Source organism: Janthinobacterium sp. GW822-FHT07H11 (genome assembly GCF_058798615.1).
Map to the genome: position 1 here is coordinate 5,034,593 of NZ_CM179507.1, position 16,749 is coordinate 5,051,341.

The following is a 16,749-nucleotide window of genomic DNA, read 5'->3' on the forward strand; positions in this document are numbered from 1 at the left end:
CAACATATTCATCGCCGCCCCTGCCGCCAGGCTTACACTGCATCATTTCAAGGAATGGCGGAGACCATGCGCATATTATTAGTGGAAGACCATCTGGAGCTGTCGCACTGGCTGGCAAAGGCCCTGCGCGACGCGCACCTGACGGTGGAGACCGCCCACAACGGCGCCGATGCCGACGCCCTGCTGCACACGCAGGAATACTCGCTGGTGCTGCTCGACCTGACCCTGCCGAAGATGGACGGCCTGGACGTGCTGCGCCGCCTGCGCGCGCGCGGCGGCACGCGCGGCAAGACTCCCGTCATGATACTCACGGCGCGCGGCGGACTCGATGACAAGGTACAGGGCCTGAACCTGGGCGCCGACGACTACATGGCCAAGCCGTTCGAGCTGGCCGAGCTGGAAGCGCGCGTAAAGGCCCTGCTGCGCCGCAGCCAGGGCAACGAAGCGCTGGTGCATAGCTGCGGCGCGCTCAGTTTCGACACCGTCACGCGCATGTTCAGCTATGCCGGCGCCCCTTTTCCCCTGACGCCGCGCGAACACGCCGTGCTCGAGGCGCTGATCACGCGCTCGGGGCGCGCCGTCTCGAAGGAAAAGCTGTTCGACGAAGTCTTCGCGCTGGCCGACGACGCCAACCTGGACGCCATCGAACTGTACATCCACCGCGTGCGCAAGAAGCTTGAAAGCGAGGCACCAGACGCCGCCGCCATCACCACCCTGCGCGGCATCGGCTACCTGCTGCAGCCGCGCAGCGCCATGGCGCCGGCGACGCCAAAATGACCGTGCGCGCCCCACGCCTGCCCCTGTTCGAGCGCCTGCGCCGGCGCTGGGCGCAAGGCCGGCCGCTGGGCAGCCTGCGCAGCCAGCTGCTGCGCTGGCTGCTCATCCCGCTGGTGATGCTGGTGCTGCTCGACGCTTTTTTTGTTTACCGCAATGCGCTCGACGCGGCCGACATGGCGTACGACCGCTCGCTGCTGGCCTCGACGCGCGCGCTGGCAGAACGTGTGTCCATCGTGAGCGGCAAGGTGGTGGCGGAAGTGCCTTACGTGGCGCTCGACAGCTTCGAGACCGATACCCTGGGCCGCATCTACTACAAGGTCACCGGCATCAACGGCGAGCTGGTCTCGGGCTATGGCGACTTGCCGCCCGTGCCGAAAAACGTGCCGCGCTCGCAGAATTACCCGGCCCTGGTGCGCTTCTACCACGCCGACTACCACGGCAAGCCGATCCGCATCGCCGCCCTGCTGCAGCCCGTGTATGACGATTCGATGCGCGGCATCGCCCTGATCCAGGTGGCCGAGACGCTCGATGCGCGGCGCGGCCTGTCGAACCAGATCCTGCTCGACACCCTGAGCTGGCAGGCGGCGATGATACTGGTGATGGGCGCCCTCGTGTGGTTTGCCGTGCGCCTGGTGCTGCAGCCGCTGATGCGCCTGAAGACGGAGGTCGAGACGCGCACCCTGTCCGACCTGTCCGATGTCGATCCCGCGCTGGTGCACAAGGAAATGCGGCCACTGGTGAGCGCCATGAACGGCTCCCTGTCGCGCCTGCAGCAGCTGATCGCCAGCCAGCGCCGCTTCATCGCGGACGCCTCGCACCAGCTGCGCACGCCGCTGACCGTCCTGAAGACCCAGGCGGAACTGGCCCTGCGCGCCTGCGACCGTCCATCCGGCACGCCGTCCGACATGGCCGCGCTGCGCGACATCGTGCGCTCCATCGCCGCCACCACGGATTCGGCCGTGCTGCTGGCCAACCGGCTGCTGACCCTGGCGCGCATCGAGCATGGCGGCGACAGCCTGGCCATGGAAACCGTCCCGCTGCGCGACGTGGCGCGGCAGGTGGGACTGGAAATGGCCATGGCCGCCGTCGGAAAAAATATCGACCTGTCGCTGGAAGCGCCCGACGAGGCGCCCGTGCATGGCCAGGCCTTGCTGCTGCACGAACTGCTGGCCAACCTGGTCGACAATGCGCTGCGCTACACGCCGCAGGGCGGCAGCGTGATCCTGCGCGTGCGCGCTGCACCAGCGGGGCACGGCGCGGTGCTGGAAGTGGAAGACAGCGGCGCCGGCATCCCGCCAGCCGAACGCGAACGGGTATTTACGCCGTTCTACCGCGTCGGCGCGGCGCTGGAGAGCAATCCCGGCGGTGCCGGGCTGGGCCTGGCCATCGTGCGCGACATCGCCGCCCTGCATGGCGCCAGGCTGGAACTGGCGACGGCGGCCAATGGGCACGGACTGAAGGTCCGCGTGCATTTCGTCTGCGCCACATGACGGCAGGCGCAAAGAGGCACGCCATGTTACTCGTTGCAAAAAAACAACGAATGATTTATTTCTAATATTTTTAAAATAATTGCCTTACATAAACATATTCATCCCTATACAATTCGGCTCCCATTAAGCGGCGAGACAGTCTCCCCGCATTAATTATCTAGGATTAATATGAAAAAGCAATTGTTCGCAGTCGTTGTTGGCGCCGCCCTGGCATTCCCTTTGTTTGCACAAGCTGAAAACATTTATGTCGGCGCAAATGTCGGCCGTTCGGAATTGAAATTGTCGGGCGATGAAGTTTCGGGCAAAGAAAACAAAACCGGCTTTAAAGTTTATGCTGGCTACGACTTCACGCCTAACTTTGGCGCAGAAGCCGGCTACGTCAATTTCGGCAAACTGAAAGAAAGCGAAGGCAAGGAATCGCTGAGCATGGAAACGAGCGCTTTCTACGCAGCAGCCACGGCTACGCTGCCACTGAACGAACAGTTCTCGCTGTTTGCAAAAGCTGGTGTCACGCAAAACCACACCAAAGTGAAATTGAACCTGGTCGGTTTCAACGCCAACGGTTCGAAAAACAAAACCGCCGCCCTGTTTGGCATCGGCGCTGCTTACAACATCAATAAAAACCTGTCGGCCGTTGCTGAATATGAAAACTTCGGCAAAACGCTGAGCCAGGATGGCATGAAACTGAAAGCCGACCTGCTGTCGATCGGCCTGCGCTACAAGTTCTAATTCACGCTCGCGCGAATCAGAATCAAGCCGTGGTTAACGGCTGATAAAAAACCGGCCATAGCGCCGGTTTTTTTATGCCCGAATGGCGTGCCGGCGGCATGGATGCTAAGATCGCGGCCTGAGATTTTAAGGAAGGCCCAGCGCCATGATGACCAAAGAAGATGTGACCGAACTGTTTGCCAATATCGCCGAGAACGCGCCGTGGGATTTGTCCCAGCCGCTGCTGTGGGGTTATTACTTCACCAACCAGACCTCCGCACCGCTGGAACAGGCCGCCGCCCTGCTGGCGATCCAGGGCTACCGCCCCGTGGAACTGTACCAGCCCGAACTCGACGACCCGGCCGCCGCCCCCGTGTGGGTGCTGCACGTGGAAAAAGCCGAAGTGCACGGCGTCGACAGCCTGCACGCGCGCAATGGCGAACTGATGCAGTTTGCGCAGGACAACCAGCTGGCCAGCTATGACGGCATGGACGTCGGCCCCGTCGGCGCGCCCGAAACAGCGTAGGTCGGACCAGGTCCGAAGGGCCTTAATCCGACAACATCACGAAAAACGGCGCCCGCGGGCGCCGTTTTGCATGGCTCGCTGAAAACGCTCAGCTGAGGTTTTCCAGGCGGATCTTGGTCACCGTGCCCACCACGCTGTGCAAGGCTTCCATCTTTTCGATGGCGGCCGTGACGTTCTTTTCCTGCGTCTGGTGCGTCAGCATGATGATGTCCGTATGCGTCTCGCCCTCGGCCGGCTCTTTTTGCAGCATGGCGTCGATCGAGATGCCGCGTTCGGCCAGGATGCGCGTCAGGTCGGCCAGCACGCCCGGCTGGTCGGCCACGTGCATGCGCAGGTAGTAGCTGGTGGTGATTTCCGACATCGGCAGGATCTCGATGTTGGTCATCGCGTTCGGCTGGAAGGCCAGGTGCGGCACGCGGTGTTCCGGGTCGGCCGTGGCCAGGCGCGTGATGTCGACCAGGTCGGCGATCACCGACGAGGCGGTCGGTTCGGCGCCCGCGCCGCGGCCCGAGTACAGGCTGGCGCCGACGGCGTCGCCGTGCACCAGCACCGCGTTCATGGCGCCTTCCACGTTGGCGATCAGGCGCTTGGCCGGAATCAGTGTCGGGTGCACGCGCAGCTCGATGCCTTCCACGCCATTGACCGTGGCGCGCTTGGTGATGCCCAGCAGCTTGATGCGGTAACCCAGCTGCTCGGCGTAGCGGATGTCGACGGCATTGAGGTTGCTGATGCCTTCCACGTAGGCCTTGTCGAACTGCACCGGGATGCCGAAGGCGATGGCCGACATGATGGTGGCCTTGTGCGCGGCGTCCACGCCTTCGATGTCGAAGGTGGGATCGGCTTCCGCATAGCCGAGTTCCTGCGCCTGTTTCAGCACGGTGGCGAAATCGAGACCCTTGTCGCGCATTTCGGACAGGATGAAATTGGTGGTGCCGTTGATGATGCCGGCGATCCATTCGATGCGGTTGGCCGTCAAGCCTTCGCGCAGCGCCTTGATGATGGGGATGCCGCCGGCGACGGCCGCTTCGAAAGCCACCATCACGCCCTTGTCCTGGGCGGCGGCGAAGATTTCGTTGCCGTGCACGGCCAGCAGGGCCTTGTTGGCCGTGACCACGTGCTTGCCGTTGGCAATCGCCTGCAGCACCAGGGTTTTCGACAGGTCGTAGCCGCCGATCAGTTCGACGACGATGTCGATCTCGGGATCGTTGACGATGAGCATCGGGTCATTGACGACCTTGCAGCCGCCGGCGACCAGCGCTTCGGCGCGCGCCACGTCACGCACGGCGACGGCGACGACTTCGATGCCGCGGCCGGCGCGGCGCTTGATTTCTTCCTGGTTGCGTTTCAGGACGCTGAACGTGCCGTAACCGACATTGCCCAGGCCCAGCAGGCCGATCTTGATGGATTTCATAGTTGTGCTTGACTGCTCATAAGTGGCGCCCCCTAGAGCGGCGCCAGGTTGATCGGTATGGTTGATCGAGATTGCTGCTGGCTGGTTCAGCCCCGGCCGTGACGCTTGCGGTAACCTTCGAGGAAGCGCGCGATGCGTCCCATCGCCTCGGTCAGGTCATCGGAATTGGGCAGGAAGACGACGCGGAAATGGTCGGGCGCGATCCAGTTGAACCCCGTGCCCTGCACGATCAGCACCTTGGCCTCGGCCAGTAATTCATAGGCAAACTGCTGGTCGTCGGCGATCGGGTAGATCTCCGGGTCCAGGCGCGGGAACATGTACAGCGCGGCCTTCGGCTTGACACAGGTGACGCCCGGGATATCGGTCAGCAGCTTGTGCGCCAGGTCGCGCTGTTTCAACAGGCGTCCGCCAGGCCCCACCAGGTCTTGTATGCTCTGGTAGCCGCCTAGCGCCGTCTGGATGGCAAACTGCCCCGGCGCATTGGCGCATAGCCGCATCGAGGCCAGCATGTTGAGGCCCTCGATGTAATCCTTGGCGTGGCGCTTTTCGCCCGAGACCACCATCCAGCCGGAACGGTAGCCGCAGGAGCGGTAATTCTTCGACAGGCCGTTCATGGTGATGAACAGCACGTCGTCGGCCAGCGAGGCGATCGACACGTGCTCGGCTTCGTCGTACAGCACCTTGTCGTAGATCTCGTCGGCGAAAATGATCAGCTGGTGCTGGCGCGCCAGTTCGACGATTTGTTGCAGCACGGAAACCGGGTACAGCGCGCCCGTGGGATTGTTCGGGTTGATGACGACGATCGCCTTGGTCTGCGGCGTAATCTTGCGGCGCATGTCCTCGATGTCGGGATACCACTCGTTCTGCTCGTCGCACACATAGTGCACGGGATTGCCGCCCGACAGGCTGACGGCGGCCGTCCACAGCGGATAGTCGGGCGCCGGCACCAGCACTTCGTCGCCGCTGTTGAGCAGGGCGTTCATCGACATGACGATCAGCTCCGAGGCGCCGTTGCCCAGGTAAATGTCGTCGATGGTCACGCCGGCGATATTCTTGCCCTGCGTGTAGTGCATGACGGCCTTGCGCGGCGCGAACATGCCCTTCGAATCCGTGTAGCCGGCCGCGTTCTGCAGGTTGAGCATCATGTCGCGCACGATCTCGTCGGGCGGATCGAAGCCGAATACGGCCAGGTTGCCGATATTGAGCTTGGTGATCTTGTGGCCTTCTTCTTCCATTTGCCTGGATTTTTCCAGGACCGGGCCGCGGATGTCGTAGCAGACGTCCGCCAATTTATTCGATTTCTGAATCGGTCGCAAAATAAATCCCTGTCGTGATGCGGCGCTGCCGGGCTACGCTTGCGGCGTAGCACCCGCGCCAGAACTATGAACCCATGAGACTGCAATGCGAGAGACTGCAATGCGAAAACAACCATTCTCGCCGAAAGCAGGCCATTTTATCAAATTAAACATGGCGGACTGCAGCATTTAGCGCCGATTCTGCCACGCCTGCCCACGAGGCAGGCATTTCCGCCCGCCGCAGCTTCATCTTCCCTTAATCTTTGCGCGCTACCATGGCGCGGCGCGCAGCGGCAGCCGCTTTGCCAAATATTGCAAATTGGAAAGAAACAGCCTTTCCATTCGCTCTTTTCTGTCATTTATGGCATGCTTACGCCCTTCGTCGCAGCCAGGCGCTGCCCGCACGCACCCCGATCAACCGCCCCGACCAGCCCCGAAATCGCCATGAAACTTCATGCCAGCATCACCCAACAGTATCAAACCGTCACCGGCTACGATGAAAACGGCGTTGAAATCAATGCCCAACCCTACAACTACAGTCTGATCGTCATGCCGGAGACGCCGCCGCGCGCCTGGGACGTGGCCAGTTTCGAGCAGTTGAGCGAGGCGCATTTCGCGCAGATCCTGGCGGACGCACCGGACGTGGTCATCCTCGGCACCGGCGAGCGCCAGCGCTTCGTGCATCCGAAGCTGACGGCCGCGCTGACCATGCGCCGCATCGGCGTCGAATGCATGGATAGCCAGGCCGCCTGCCGTACCTACAATATCCTGATGGGTGAAGGCCGCAAGGTCACGCTGGCGCTGATCCTGGCACCGGGCGCAGGCAGCGCTGCATGAAAATCAACGTCAACGAACTGCACTCCTCGCGGGTGCTGATGTGGAGCCTGCTGGGCATCTTCATCGTCGTCACCCTGTATGCGCTGGGCATCCGCACCCTGGTGCCGCCCGACGAAGGCCGCTACGCCGAGATGGCGCGCGAAATGTTCGTCAGCGGCGACTGGATCACCACGCGCCTGAACGGCATCAAGTACTTTGAAAAGCCGCCGCTGCAAACGTGGATGAACGCGCTCACCTTCGCCGCCTTCGGCCTGGGCGAATGGCAGGCCCGCCTGTGGACTGGCCTGTGCGGCATCATCGGCGTATGCATGACGGCTTACGCGGGCAAGAAGGTCTTCGGCCCGCGCGTGGGCCTGTACGGCGGCCTGGTGCTGGCCTCGAGCCTGTTCTGGCTCGCCTCCGGCCAGATCAATTCGCTGGACATGGGCCTGTCGGGCATGATGAGCATCGTGCTGATGAGCTTGTTGATCGCCCAGCGCGACGACGCCACGCCGGCGGAGCGGCGCAACTGGATGCTGGCCTGCTGGGCAGGCATGGCGCTGGCCGTGCTGGCCAAGGGCCTGATCGGCATCGTGCTGCCGGGCGCCGTGCTGGTGCTGTATTCGCTGTGCGCGCGCGACTGGCGCATCTGGACCCGCTTGCACCTGCTCAAGGGCTTGCTCGTCTTCTTCGCCATCGCCACGCCATGGTTCGTGCTGGTGGCCCTGCGCAATCCCGAACAGCCGCATTTCTTCTTCATCCACGAGCATTTCCAGCGTTTCCTGATGAAGGGCCACAAGCGCGAAGGCGCCTGGTATTACTTTCTGGTGCTGCTGATCCCCGGCATCCTGCCGTGGATAGGCGTGCTGCCGCAAAGCCTGGCCGCCGCCTTCAAGCGCCAGGATGGGGCCTTCCAGCCGCGCCTGATGCTGCTGATCTGGACGGTCTTCATTTTCTTCTTCTTCAGCTACTCGACCTCGAAGCTGCCTGGCTACATCGTGCCCATCTTCCCGGCCCTGGCGCTGCTGGTGGCGCTGTTCCTGGAATCGGCCTCGCGCCGCCAGCGCCTGTTTGCCGCCGGCCTGCTGTGCGCGCTGGGCGCGGCGATACTGATCGGCGCGCCCATCGGCTTCAGCCATGCGAGCGGACGCAGCCCGGACGAGCTGACGGCACTGAAAGGCTACCAGCCCTGGGTGATGGCGGCCGGCTTCTTTGCGCTGGCCGGGGGCGCGCTGGCGCTGCTGCATGCGCGCCAGTTGCGCCGCGACATGACGGTGCTGACGATCGCCGGCGCCGGCTTCCTGGCCACACACTGCATCCTGGCCGGTTCCGAGCTGTATGGCCAGAACCGCGCGGGCACCGACCTGCTGCCGCAGATCCGGGCCGAACTGGCCAGCGACACCAAGGTCTATTCGGTCGGCATCTATGAGCAATCGCTGACCTTTTACCTGCAGCGGCCCGTGATCCTCGTCGACTACCGCGATGAGTTCACGTTCGGCCTGCAACAGCAGCCCGAACTGTCCATCCCCACGGTCGAGCCTTTCATCGAACAATGGACGCGCGATGCCCATGCCGGCGTGCGCGACGTGGCCATCATCAGCCTGGACCGCTACAAGGATCTGCAGCAACGCGGCGTTCCCATGCGCGTCGTGGCACAGGATGCGCGCCGCATGGTCATTGCAAACAAGTAATTATATTTTCACAAGGAGCGCGCGCCGGCATCGGAAACCGTAGCCGGCCGCGCTCCAGGCCAGCCTGCCCCGCCCCCGCAACAGAGACTTTCCGCTCTGAAACGACTGCGCCATCACCTTGATAAAGCATTAAAATAGCCTTGCCTTGCCCGCGGACTTTGATCTCGCTGGCGGCCTGTGCAACACTGACTGAAACCTATCCAAGAACAAGACGAGCGACTCATGACCTCTGCCCTGCCCTTTTTACCTTTTTCCAAACCCTCCATCGACGAGGCGACCATCGCCGCCGTTGGCGAAGTGCTGCGCTCGGGCTGGATCACCAGCGGCCCGAAAGTGCAGGCATTCGAGGCCCAGTTGTCCGAGTACTTTGGCGGACGCCCCGTGCGCACCTTCAATTCCGGTACCTGCACCATGGAAATCGCGCTGCGCATCGCCGGCATTGGCCCCGGCGACGAAGTCATCACCACGCCCATATCGTGGGTAGCGACGGCCAACGTGATCATCGAAGTGGGCGCCACGCCCGTGTTTGCCGACATCGACCCCGTCACGCGCAATATCGACCTCGACAAGCTGGAAGCGGCCATCACGCCACGCACCCGCGCCATCATCCCCGTCTACCTGTCGGGCCTGCCCGTGGACATGGACCGCCTGTACGCAATTGCTGAAAAGTACAATTTGCGCGTGGTGGAAGATGCGGCGCAAGCGTTCGGCTCGACGTGGAAAGGCAAGCGCATCGGCGCCTTTGGCGACTTCGTCTCGTTCAGCTTCCAGGCCAACAAGAACATCACCACGGGCGAAGGCGGCTGCCTCGTCCTCAACAACCTGGAAGAAGCGAAGCTGGCCGAAAAATACCGGCTGCAAGGCGTCACGCGCAGCGGCGTCGACGGCATCGATGTCGACGTGCTGGGCGGCAAATACAACATGAGCGACATCATGGCCGCCATCGGCCTGGGCCAGTTTGCCAATATCGAAGCGATCACGGCGCACCGCCGCGCACTGGCGCGCCACTACTTCGAACAGTTCGGCAGCGATTTCGAAGCGCAAAGCGGCGCCCAATTGCCGGTGCAGGACTTTGAAAACAGCAACTGGCATTTGTTCCAGATCATCCTGCCCGACAATGGCCCCGGCACGCGCGCCGCGTTCATGCAGCAAATGGCCCAGCAGAACGTGGGAACGGGCTATCATTACGCACCGATCCACTTGTTTACCATGTACCGCGAGCGCGGCTTTACCGACGGCATGTTCCCTGTCTCGGAAAAGATCGGCCGCCTGACGGTGACCCTGCCGATGTTCTACGCCATGACCAAGCAAGACGTGGAACGCGCCGTCGCCACCGTCAAATCCATCCTCATCAAGTGAGCAGCGTGCCGATGAAACCCGAACTGTCCATTATCATTCCGATCTACAACGAGCAGGATGGCCTGGCCAGCCTGTTCGCGCGCCTGTACCCGGCCCTCGATGCCCTGCAAACCAGCTATGAAATCATCTTCGTCAACGACGGCAGCCGCGACAACTCGGTGAGCATCCTGGCCGAGCAGTTCCGCCAGCGGCCCGACGTCACGCGCGTCGTCCTGTTCAACGGCAATTATGGCCAGCACATGGCCATCCTGGCCGGCTTCGAAGCTTCGCGCGGCCAGATCATGATCACGCTCGACGCCGACCTGCAAAACCCGCCCGAGGAAATCGGCAACCTGGTGGCGAAGATGCGCGAAGGCTACGACTACGTGGGTTCGATCCGCCGCAAGCGGCAGGATTCCGCATGGCGCACGCTGGCCTCGAAAATGATGAACCGCCTGCGCGAAAAGATCACGAATATCAAGATCACCGACCAGGGCAACATGCTGCGCGCCTATGGCCGCAATGTGATCGACCTGGTCAACCAGTGCGCCGAAGTGAACACCTTCGTGCCGGCGCTCGCCTACACGTTTGCCCGCAAGCCCACGGAAATCATCGTCGAGCACGAGGAACGGGCGGCCGGCGAATCGAAATACTCGCTGTATAGCCTGATCCGCCTCAATTTCGACCTGGTGACGGGCTTCTCGCTGATCCCCCTGCAAATCTTTTCCATGCTGGGCATGGCGCTGTCGCTGGGCTCGGCCCTGCTGGTGGTCTTCCTGCTGGTGCGCCGCTTCCTGCTGGGCGCGGAAGCCGAAGGCGTGTTTACCCTGTTTGCCATCGCCTTCTTCTTCATGGGCGTGATCCTGTTCGGCATCGGCCTGGTAGGCGAATACGTGGGACGCATCTTCCAGCAAGTGCGTGCCCGTCCCCGCTACGTGGTGCAGACCATCTTGCAGGACGGCATGACGCAGGCCGAGGCGGAGGCGCCATCGTACGTGCGCCTGGAAAAACGCCAGGTGAGCCGCTGATGCCCGCCGTCACCGTGGCTGGCCAGCCAGCCCCGCGCGCCGTCGTCTTCGGCTACCACAATGTGGGTGTGCGCTGCATCAAGGTGCTGCTGGCAGGCGGCGTCGATATCGCCCTGGTAGTCACGCACGAAGACAGCCCGACTGAAAACCTGTGGTTCGAATCCGTGGCGGAGCTGTGCCAGGCCGAAGGCATCCCGTACATCACGCCTCTGGACGCGCGCGCGCCGCAACTGCTGGCGCAGGTGCAGGCGGCACAGCCGGACATGCTGTTCAGCTTTTACTACCGCTACATGCTGCCGGCCAGCATCCTGGAGGTGGCGCCCGCCTACAATATGCACGGCTCGCTGCTGCCGCAGTTCCGTGGCCGCGCGCCCGTCAACTGGGCCGTGCTGCATGGCGCCACGGAAACGGGCGCCACCCTGCATGAAATGACGGTCAAGCCCGACGCCGGCGCCATCGTGGCGCAGACGGCCGTCCCCATCCTGCCCGACGACACCGCGTTCGAAGTGTTCGGCAAAGTCACCGTGGCCGCCGAGCAAACCCTGTGGGGCGTGCTGCCGGCCCTGCTGGATGGCACGGCACCGCGCCAGTTGAACGATTTGCGCCAGGGCGGCTACTTCGGCGGACGCAAGCCCGAAGATGGCCGCATCGACTGGTCGCTGCCCGCGCACACCGTGTATAACCTGCATCGCGCGGTCGCGCCGCCCTATCCTGGTGCGTTTACCGAGATCAACAATGTCGTTTACATCATCGAAAAAGCCCGTTTGAGCAAGCATCCCGCGGGAAGTTTGCCACCGGGCTTGGCAGTAGTGGATAATTGCATCTTTGGCGTCTGCGGTAACGGCCAGATGCTGGCCATTTCCGCACTGAAGGCTGGCGAGGAGCTGATTTCCGCCACGCAACTGCAAGACAGACTGGCCGCCGCCGTCAGCGCACACTGAACATCACACACGAGAATCTCACATGAAAAAAGTCCTCATCTTAGGCGTCAACGGCTTCATCGGCCACCACCTGTCCAAGCGCATCCTGGAAACCACCGACTGGCATGTCTACGGCATGGACATGAACCGCGACCGCATCACGGAATTGCTGGACAACGAGAACTACAAGTCGCGCATGCATTTCTTTGAAGGCGACATCACCATCAACAAGGAATGGGTCGAGTACCACGTCAAGAAATGCGACGTGATCCTGCCGCTGGTGGCCATCGCCACGCCATCGACCTACGTCAAGCAGCCGCTGCGCGTCTTCGAACTGGACTTCGAAGCCAACCTGCCCATCGTGCGCTCGGCCGCCAAGTACGGCAAGCACCTGGTCTTCCCATCGACGTCGGAAGTGTATGGCATGTGCCACGACGAAGAATTCGACCCGGAAAACTCGGAACTGATCTGCGGCCCCATCAACAAGCCGCGCTGGATCTATTCGAATGCCAAGCAACTGATGGACCGCGTGATCTGGGGCTACGGCATGGAAGGCTTGAACTTCACCCTGTTCCGTCCATTCAACTGGATCGGCGCCGGCCTCGATTCGATCCACACGCCGAAAGAAGGCTCCTCGCGCGTGGTCACGCAATTCTTTGGCCATATCGTGCGCGGCGAAAACATCTCGCTGGTCGACGGCGGCGCGCAAAAACGCGCGTTTACCTACATCGACGACGGCATCGATGCGCTGATCCGCATCATCGCCAACAAGAACGGCATCGCCAGTGGCAAGATATACAATATTGGCAATCCGGTCAACAACTATTCCATCCGCGACCTGGCCGGCATGATGCTGACCCTGGCCGCCGAATATCCGGAATACGCGGAAGGCGCAAAACACGTGAAGATCGTGGAAACGACCTCGGGTGCCTACTATGGCGCCGGCTACCAGGACGTGCAGAACCGCGTGCCGAAAATCACGAATACCTGCGAAGAGCTGGGCTGGGCGCCAACGACGTCCATGGCCGATTCCCTGCGCAATATTTTCGATGCCTACCGCAGCCAGGTAGCCCAAGCCAAAGCCCTGATGGATTAATGTTGAGCAAGCCGTTCCTGACCCTGAAGATCGACGTCGATACCTATCGCGGCACCCGCGAAGGTATGGGCAACCTGGTGCGCATGTTGCTGGCGCACCAGGCCAACGCCACCTTTCTGTTCTCGCTGGGCCCCGACCATACGGGCTGGGCCCTGCGGCGAGCACTGAGGCCGGGCTTTTTCAGCAAGGTATCGCGCACGTCGGTGGTCGAGCACTATGGCTTGAAAACCCTGATGTATGGCACCCTGCTGCCGGGACCCGATATCGGCAAGCAATGCGCGACGCAATTGCGCGCCGTGCGCGATGCCGGTTTCGAGTGCGGCATCCACACCTGGGATCATACCTTGTGGCAAGACAACGTTGCCAAGCGCAACGCCGCCTGGACCCTTGCCATGATGCGCAAGGCGGCCAACCGCTACGCGCAGGTATTCGGCACGCCGGCGCACACGCATGGCGCGGCTGGCTGGCAAATGAATGTCAGCGCCTTTGTCGAGCATGACACGGCCGGCTACCGCTATGCGTCCGACGGCCGCGCCATCCTCGATGAGCGCGGCGCCATGGTCAACCCGGGCCATGGTCCGCATCGCGTGCGCAACGGCAATACCTTGCTCAAGTGCGTGCAGTTGCCCACCACCCTGCCCACGCTGGATGAACTGCTGGGCTGCGAAGTCGATGGCAAGCTGCTCACGACGGGCAACATCGCCGAACACATGCTGTCGCTGACGGCGGACAACCGGCGCGACCACGTATATACCTTGCATGCGGAACTTGAAGGACAGAAACTCGCCCCCATTTTCGAACAACTGCTGGCTGGCTGGAAAGCCCAGGGTTACCAGCTGAGTTCGATGGGCGATTATTATGAAAAGATAAAAGACACCGACCTGCCCGTTTGCCCCATCACCTGGGATGAATTGCCAGGCCGTTCGGGACGCCTGATTGTGCAGGGCAAAGCCGCCTGAATGCTGTATTGTTTCACCTGGATGCGTTGCCAGGATAAAAACAGCGCTGATGATCACCGTTCAGGAGAGAACCTGTGGCTGATAGCCAATCCCTCGTTAGCATACCCGACTTTAGCGCTGCCATGACCAGCGGCAAGACCTTCCAGCTGCTGGGCCGTCCGGCCAAGGCCACGGTGCTGTTTTTCTATCCCAAGGACAACACGCCAGGCTGCACCACGGAAAACATCGCCTTTCGCGACGCCTATGCGCAGTTTACCGCCGCCGGCGTGGAAATCTACGGCATCAGCCGCGATTCGCTGCGCTCGCACGAAAGCTTCAAGGCCAAGCTGGACTTGCCATTCGAACTGATTTCCGACCCGGACGAAGCCGTTTGCCAGCTGTTCGGCGTCATGAAGATGAAGCAGATGTACGGCAAGACCGTGCGCGGCGTCGAGCGCAGTACGTTTGTGATTGACGCCCAGGGCCGATTGGTGAAAGAATGGAGAGGCGTGAAGGTCGCAACTCACGTGGAAGAAGTGCTGGAATTCGTAGCGCGTCTGAAGTGATCGTCTGTACTGATCGAATGCGCGTTGTCGGCGTCCAGCCAGCTTAGCTCAACCTTAGCTCAACCGCAGTCCAGTTCACAGCACCTATCGCCATTTTGAGTCAACGAAGCGTCTCTACCCACTCCGCCAGGCGGGCCTCCAGCCCGCCGATGGCGTTCATGACCGGCCATGCAGCCGGCCGTCCGGCAGTCACTCGTCCTGTACCATTGTTGTTCCCCCGCATCCACCCCATGCGTAGTGCCGCCAGCAAGCTGGCTGCCCATGGGCGATTCATTCCAGAAATTTTTTGATTGAGATCCTGATGCCACTGCCAAAATTGCCAAGCAAGCCAGCCACCATCCTGGCCACACAAGATTACCCAACCGCAGGCGCGGCGCGCCCGGCCACAAAAACCCCGACGGCCAAGAAAGTGGCCGCACCGATTATTGAAGCGGCGATCGCCGAAGTTAGCAAGCCGGTCCGCAATGCGGCCACGAAAATCAAGCAAGTGGCGGCCCTGATGGTCGCCAAGCCCGTGCCGGCGCCTCCTGCACCTGCACCTGCGCCCGCACCTGCGGCCGCTGCCAAAGCCAAGCCGGCGCCGAAAGCCAAGGCGCCCGCCGCCAAGGTCACGCCGATCAAGTCCGTCAAACAGGCTGAGCAACCGCATCCTGCCAAGCACAAGGCCGTCGAAGTGCAGCTCAAGTCGTCGACCAGCCGCGCGGCCGACCAGCGCGGCATCCGCAAGCTGTTCGTACTCGACACGAACGTGCTGATGCACGATCCATCGTCGCTGTTCCGCTTCGAGGAACACGATGTCTACCTGCCGATGATGACGCTGGAAGAACTGGACAACCACAAGAAGGGCATGACCGAAGTGGCGCGCAACGCACGCCAGGTGTCGCGCACCCTGGATGCCCTGATCAGCAACACGGATGACGATGCCATCGAGCAAGGCATCCTGCTGTCCAAGCTGGGCAACAAGGATGCCAAGGGCCGCCTGTTCTTCCAGACGCGCCTGCAGAACGCCGACCTGCCCGCTGGCTTGCCAGTCGGTAAAGCCGATAACCAGATCCTCGCCGTCGTGCGCTCGCTGGAATCGGAGCAGGAAGGCCGCCCCGTGGTGCTGGTGTCGAAAGACATCAACATGCGCATCAAGGCGCGCGCGCTGGGCTTGCCTGCGGAAGACTACTTCAACGACCATGTGCTGGAAGACACGGATTTGCTGTACTCGGGCATCGTGCAACTGCCAGACGATTTCTGGAACAAGCATGGCAAGGACATGGAATCTTGGCAGGAAAGCAAGAATGGCTACAGCACCACGTTCTACCGCGTGACGGGTCCGTTCGTGCCGTCGATGCTGGTCAACCAGTTCATCTACCTGGAGCCGAAAAACGGCGAAACGCCATTCTATGGCCAGGTGAAACAGATCAACGGCAAGACGGCCGTGCTGCAAACCCTGCGCGACTTCAGCCACACGAAGAACAATGTCTGGGGCGTGACGGCCCGCAACCGCGAGCAGAACTTCGCGCTGAACCTGCTGATGAACCCGGAATGCGACTTCGTCACCCTGCTGGGCCAGGCCGGTACCGGCAAGACCCTGCTGGCCCTGGCCGCCGGCCTGGCGCAAGTGCTGGAAACCAAGCTCTACAACGAAATCATCGTCACCCGCGTGACGGTGCCTGTCGGCGAAGACATCGGTTTCCTGCCTGGCACGGAAGAGGAAAAGATGTCGCCATGGATGGGCGCCTTCGACGACAACCTGGAAGTGCTGAACAAGTCCGATTCCGACGGCGGCGAATGGGGCCGTGCGGCAACGCAAGACCTGATCCGCTCGCGCATCAAGATCAAGTCGCTCAACTTCATGCGCGGCCGCACTTTCGTCAACAAGTTCCTGATCATTGACGAAGCGCAAAACTTGACGCCGAAACAGGTCAAGACCTTGGTCACGCGCGCCGGTCCCGGCACGAAGATCCTGTGCCTGGGCAACATCGCCCAGATCGACACGCCCTACCTGACGGAAGGCTCGAGCGGCCTGACCTACGTGGTCGACCGTTTCAAGGGCTGGTCGCACAGTGGCCACGTCACCCTGGCCCGCGGCGAGCGTTCGCGCCTGGCCGACCACGCCAGCGAAGTGCTGTAAATTTTATGCGGCGGCGCAAGCCGCCTC

The 16,749-nt window shown here is 61.9% G+C and carries 15 protein-coding genes; 13 read left to right on the top strand and 2 right to left on the bottom strand.

Translation table 11 applies throughout. The annotated features are described in order from the left end of the window. Positions 1-66: 66 nt before the first annotated feature. The 4 genes from AC3RCJ_RS22215 to AC3RCJ_RS22230 all read left to right on the top strand — a co-directional run bounded on the left by AC3RCJ_RS22215 (position 67) and on the right by AC3RCJ_RS22230 (position 3,501). Complete coding sequence (locus AC3RCJ_RS22215) at positions 67-777, top strand: response regulator (protein WP_492959134.1); 711 nt, start codon at positions 67-69, stop codon at positions 775-777. Continuing rightward, the gene (locus AC3RCJ_RS22220) at positions 774-2,267 is read left to right on the top strand and encodes a sensor histidine kinase (protein ID WP_492959136.1); all 1,494 of its coding nucleotides are present in this window, start codon (positions 774-776) and stop codon (positions 2,265-2,267) included. The genes AC3RCJ_RS22215 and AC3RCJ_RS22220 overlap by 4 nt, the downstream gene beginning before the upstream one ends. Before the next feature lie 168 nt (positions 2,268-2,435). Continuing rightward, the gene (locus AC3RCJ_RS22225) at positions 2,436-2,996 is read left to right on the top strand and encodes a porin (protein ID WP_492959138.1); all 561 of its coding nucleotides are present in this window, start codon (positions 2,436-2,438) and stop codon (positions 2,994-2,996) included. 145 nt (positions 2,997-3,141) lie between these two features. Further along, positions 3,142-3,501 (top strand): ribonuclease E inhibitor RraB, encoded by a 360-nt coding sequence (locus AC3RCJ_RS22230; protein WP_492959140.1) that lies wholly within the window; start codon positions 3,142-3,144, stop codon positions 3,499-3,501. An 88-nt stretch (positions 3,502-3,589) separates the two neighbouring features. Here AC3RCJ_RS22230 and AC3RCJ_RS22235 read toward each other — a convergent pair whose 3' ends face one another. Continuing rightward, positions 3,590-4,912, bottom strand: coding sequence for a homoserine dehydrogenase (locus tag AC3RCJ_RS22235; RefSeq protein WP_492959142.1), 1,323 nt, complete (start codon positions 4,910-4,912; stop codon positions 3,590-3,592). 86 nt (positions 4,913-4,998) lie between these two features. Next, positions 4,999-6,228, bottom strand: coding sequence for a pyridoxal phosphate-dependent aminotransferase (locus AC3RCJ_RS22240; protein WP_100873950.1), 1,230 nt, complete (start codon positions 6,226-6,228; stop codon positions 4,999-5,001). Positions 6,229-6,651: 423 nt separating this feature from the next. Between AC3RCJ_RS22240 and AC3RCJ_RS22245 the strand changes: the two genes are divergently transcribed. The 9 genes from AC3RCJ_RS22245 to AC3RCJ_RS22285 all read left to right on the top strand — a co-directional run bounded on the left by AC3RCJ_RS22245 (position 6,652) and on the right by AC3RCJ_RS22285 (position 16,722). Further along, entirely contained in the window at positions 6,652-7,044 is a 393-nt protein-coding gene (locus tag AC3RCJ_RS22245) for an Mth938-like domain-containing protein (protein ID WP_492959144.1), read from the top strand. After that, positions 7,041-8,714, top strand: coding sequence for a glycosyltransferase family 39 protein (locus AC3RCJ_RS22250; RefSeq protein ID WP_492959146.1), 1,674 nt, complete (start codon positions 7,041-7,043; stop codon positions 8,712-8,714). Before AC3RCJ_RS22245 ends, AC3RCJ_RS22250 begins: the two co-directional genes overlap by 4 nt. 222 nt (positions 8,715-8,936) lie before the next feature. Next, positions 8,937-10,073, top strand: a complete 1,137-nt coding sequence (locus AC3RCJ_RS22255) for a DegT/DnrJ/EryC1/StrS family aminotransferase (protein WP_492959148.1) — start codon at positions 8,937-8,939, stop codon at positions 10,071-10,073. Between the two features lie 11 nt (positions 10,074-10,084). After that, complete coding sequence (locus AC3RCJ_RS22260) at positions 10,085-11,080, top strand: glycosyltransferase (protein WP_492959150.1); 996 nt, start codon at positions 10,085-10,087, stop codon at positions 11,078-11,080. After that, the gene (locus AC3RCJ_RS22265; protein WP_492959152.1) at positions 11,080-12,021 is read left to right on the top strand and encodes a formyltransferase; all 942 of its coding nucleotides are present in this window, start codon (positions 11,080-11,082) and stop codon (positions 12,019-12,021) included. Before AC3RCJ_RS22260 ends, AC3RCJ_RS22265 begins: the two co-directional genes overlap by 1 nt. A gap of 22 nt (positions 12,022-12,043) precedes the next feature. After that, positions 12,044-13,096 carry a bifunctional UDP-4-keto-pentose/UDP-xylose synthase gene (locus AC3RCJ_RS22270; protein WP_492959154.1) on the top strand — a complete coding sequence of 351 codons (1,053 nt, stop codon included), beginning with the start codon at positions 12,044-12,046 and terminating at the stop codon, positions 13,094-13,096. Then, positions 13,096-14,055, top strand: coding sequence for a polysaccharide deacetylase family protein (locus AC3RCJ_RS22275; protein ID WP_492959156.1), 960 nt, complete (start codon positions 13,096-13,098; stop codon positions 14,053-14,055). Before AC3RCJ_RS22270 ends, AC3RCJ_RS22275 begins: the two co-directional genes overlap by 1 nt. Positions 14,056-14,129: 74 nt before the next feature. After that, positions 14,130-14,600, top strand: a complete 471-nt coding sequence (locus tag AC3RCJ_RS22280; RefSeq protein WP_492959158.1) for a peroxiredoxin — start codon at positions 14,130-14,132, stop codon at positions 14,598-14,600. A gap of 301 nt (positions 14,601-14,901) precedes the next feature. Next, positions 14,902-16,722, top strand: a complete 1,821-nt coding sequence (locus tag AC3RCJ_RS22285) for a PhoH family protein (RefSeq protein WP_492959160.1) — start codon at positions 14,902-14,904, stop codon at positions 16,720-16,722. Positions 16,723-16,749: the final 27 nt, after the last annotated feature.